Annotated in this window: 2 tRNA genes and 2 rRNA genes; all 4 read right to left on the reverse strand. The window is 50.7% G+C overall.

Features of this window, described 5'->3' with window-relative positions:
• Window positions 1–2,212 (reverse strand): 23S ribosomal RNA (locus DCO56_RS28960); the annotation flags it as partial.
• Between the two features lie 227 nt (window positions 2,213–2,439).
• Window positions 2,440–2,513, reverse strand: a tRNA-Ala gene (locus DCO56_RS28965).
• Window positions 2,514–2,524: 11 nt separating this feature from the next.
• Window positions 2,525–2,598: transfer RNA gene (locus tag DCO56_RS28970), tRNA-Ile, on the reverse strand.
• Between the two features lie 210 nt (window positions 2,599–2,808).
• Window positions 2,809–4,075, reverse strand: a 16S ribosomal RNA gene (locus tag DCO56_RS28975); the annotation flags it as partial.

The following is a 4,075-nucleotide window of genomic DNA, read 5'->3' on the forward strand; positions in this document are numbered from 1 at the left end:
CGAGTTAGAAACCGGATACAGAAAGGGCGGTATTTCAAGGTTGATTCCACGACTCCTGGCGAAGCCGCTTCAACATCTCCCGCCTATCCTACACATCCTGTACCCAATCTCAATGTTAAGCTATAGTGAAGGTGCATGGGGTCTTTCCGTCCCGTTGCGGGTAATCGGCGTCTTCACCGATACCACAATTTCACCGAGCTCATGGCTGAGACAGCGCCCAGATCGTTACACCATTCGTGCAGGTCGGAACTTACCCGACAAGGAATTTCGCTACCTTAGGACCGTTATAGTTACGGCCGCCGTTTACTGGGGCTTCGATTCAATGCTTCTCTTGCGATGACATCCCCTCTTAACCTTCCAGCACCGGGCAGGTGTCAGGCCTTATACCTCATCTTGCGATTTTGCAAAGCCATATGTTTTTGTTAAACAGTCGCCTGGGCCTTTTCACTGCGGCTGCTCATCACTGAGACAGCGCCCCTTCTCCCGAAGTTACAGGGCCATTTTGCCGAGTTCCTTAGCCATGACTCACTCGAGCACCTTAGGATTCTCTCCTCGACCACCTGTGTCGGTTTGCGGTACGGGTCTTCATAACCTGAAGCTTAGCGGGTTTTCTTGGAAGTCTGTTTACCTGCTCTATCAGCGCCACCGGAGCTTTGCTGTACTATTGGGTTTCAGCTAGAGTTGCGGATTTGCCTACAACTCCAATACCTACGCCTTTCAACGAACTATTCCGTCAGTTCGCGGCAGTGTCACTACTCCGTCACCACATCGCAGTTATGAAGAGTACTGGAATATTAACCAGTTGTCCATCGGCTTGCCCCCTTCGGGTGCGCCTTAGGTCCCGACTGACCCTGATCCGATTAACGTTGATCAGGAAACCTTGGTCTTTCGGTGGGCGGGTTTCCCACCCGCCTTATCGTTACTTATGCCTACATTTGCTTTTCCATACGGTCCAACACCCATTACCAGGTATCTTCGCCCCATATGGAATGCTCCCCTACCAGATGCATATATCTCAATGCAAATCCATAGCTTCGGTACCGTTCTTGATGCCCGTTTATTATCCACGCCCGGCCGCTCGACTAGTGAGCTGTTACGCACTCTTTAAATGAATGGCTGCTTCCAAGCCAACATCCTAGCTGTCTGGGCAACCGGACCTCGTTAGTTCAACTTAGAACGGATTTGGGGACCTTAGCTGATGGTCTGGGTTCTTTCCCTCTCGGCCTTGGACCTTAGCACCCAAAGCCTCACTGCCGGCCATATCTGATAGCATTCGGAGTTCGTCTGGATTTGGTAGGATTTGACTCCCCCGCACCCAATCGGTAGCTCTACCTCTATCAGACTCCATGCCGACGCTGTTCCTAAAAACATTTCGGGGAGTACGAGCTATTTCCCAGTTTGATTGGCCTTTCACCCCTACCCTCAGGTCATCCGGAAACTTTTCAACGTTTATCGGTTCGGTCCTCCATTACATGTTACTGCAACTTCAACCTGCCCAAGGGTAGATCACAAGGTTTCGCGTCTACCTCATCTGACTATGCGCCCTATTAAGACTCGCTTTCGCTTCGGCTGCGTCCCTGAAGGACTTAACCTTGCCAGACAAGAGTAACTCGTAGGCTCATTATGCAAAAGGCACGCTGTCACAGGACCTGCCTGCTCCAACCGCTTGTAAGCACACGGTTTCAGGTTCTTTTCACTCCCCTGTTCGGGGTTCTTTTCACCTTTCCCTCACGGTACTGGTTCACTATCGGTCTCTCAGGAGTATTTAGCCTTACCAGATGGTGCTGGTGGATTCCCACAGGATTTCTCCGGTCCCGCGGTACTCAGGATACCACTATGTCAACATTCTTTACCTGTACGGGGCTCTCACCCTTGTCGCGCAGTTTCCCACCTGCTTCCAGTTCATAGCGCTGTACAATGTCGTGGTCCTACAACCCCGACCATGCCGTAACATGATCGGTTTGGGCTATTTCCCGTTCGCTCGCCACTACTTGGGAAATCATTGTTATTTTCTTCTCCTACGCCTACTTAGATGTTTCAGTTCAGCGCGTTCGCGTTTTATACGACTATTCTTCAAATAGTCAGGTTGCCCCATTCGGAAATCTCTGGATCAAGTCGCATTTGCCAATCCCCAAAGCTTATCGCAGCTTATCACGTCCTTCTTCGCCTCTGAGAGCCTAGGCATCCCCCGTGTGCCCTTATTTACTTTCTTCACCGGCATAGCCTTTTGCTACTATGCGGCTGCTTTTGATATATACACCAGCATGCTACGCAATGATTCGTTCGGCCTTGACCGAGGGTCTCCTCATCACATCAGGCACATACCAGCATTGTCTCTACTGTTGTCTTCTCTTGTAATTTTTTTTCTCTTTCAATATGTCAAAGAACTCTTTTTCCGGTATTTTATGATGTGTACCGTTATACGCATCCCCGGAGACGTGGAGAATAACGGATTCGAACCGTTGACCCCCTGCGTGCAAGGCAGGTGCTCTAGCCAGCTGAGCTAATTCCCCTTATGTTTTCGTAGTCCCGAGCAGATTTGAACTGCTGACCCCTACATTATCAGTGTAGTGCTCTAACCAACTGAGCTACGGGACTAGCTATTCTGTTCATCTCTTCTCTCAGGGACCGCTCCATTAGGGGCGGGCACTTTCTTCTGATGTTTTTTCTTTTTTAGCAGTGAGTCTTCCTTATGCGTAAAGGATACCCTCTATGTCGCCATAAAGTTATCTCAATACTCATATCTCAATTCTCAGTACTATCTGCAATCATATGTAACGTGACGAGCACCGGTCCGCGATACTCTAGAAAGGAGGTATTCCAGCCGCACCTTCCGGTACGGCTACCTTGTTACGACTTAGCCCCAATTATCGGTTTTACCCTAACACGCTCCTTGCGGTCACATGCTTTAGGTACCCCCAACTTTCATGGCTTGACGGGCGGTGTGTACAAGGCCCGGGAACGTATTCACCGCGTCATTGCTGATACGCGATTACTAGCGAATCCAACTTCATGGGGTCGAGTTGCAGACCCCAATCCGAACTGTGAATGGCTTTTAGAGATTAGCATCATATTGCTATGTAGCTGCCCGCTGTACCATCCATTGTAGCACGTGTGTAGCCCCGGACGTAAGGGCCATGATGACTTGACGTCGTCCCCACCTTCCTCACTGTTTGCACAGGCAGTCTGTTTAGAGTCCCCACCATTACATGCTGGCAACTAAACATAGGGGTTGCGCTCGTTGCGGGACTTAACCCAACACCTCACGGCACGAGCTGACGACAGCCATGCAGCACCTAGTTTCGTGTCCCGAAGGACGGATGCGTCTCTGCATCCTTCACTAACTTTCAAGCCCGGGTAAGGTTCCTCGCGTATCATCGAATTAAACCACATGCTCCTCCGCTTGTGCGGGCCCCCGTCAATTCCTTTGAGTTTCACCCTTGCGGGCGTACTCCCCAGGTGGATAACTTAACGCTTTCGCTGGGACGCTGGCTGTCTATCGCCAACATCGAGTTATCATCGTTTAGGGCGTGGACTACCAGGGTATCTAATCCTGTTCGATCCCCACGCTTTCGTGCATCAGCGTCAATACCAGCTTAGTGAGCTGCCTTCGCAATCGGAGTTCTAAGACATATCTATGCATTTCACCGCTACTTGTCTTATTCCGCCCACTTCAAATGGATTCAAGCCCATCAGTATCAAAGGCACTGCGATGGTTGAGCCACCGTATTTCACCCCTGACTTAATGGGCCGCCTACGCACCCTTTAAACCCAATAAATCCGGATAACGCTCGGATCCTCCGTATTACCGCGGCTGCTGGCACGGAGTTAGCCGATCCTTATTCTTCCGGTACATTCAGCCAGGTACACGTACCTGGGTTTATTCCCGGACAAAAGCAGTTTACAACCCATAGGGCAGTCATCCTGCACGCGGCATGGCTGGTTCAGGCTTCCGCCCATTGACCAATATTCCTTACTGCTGCCTCCCGTAGGAGTCTGGTCCGTGTCTCAGTACCAGTGTGGGGGATTCTCCTCTCAGAGCCCCTAGACATCGTCGCCTTGGTAAGCCGTTACC

The sequence above is a fragment of the Sphingobacterium athyrii genome, assembly GCF_003071065.1.
Lineage (GTDB): Bacteria > Bacteroidota > Bacteroidia > Sphingobacteriales > Sphingobacteriaceae > Sphingobacterium > Sphingobacterium athyrii.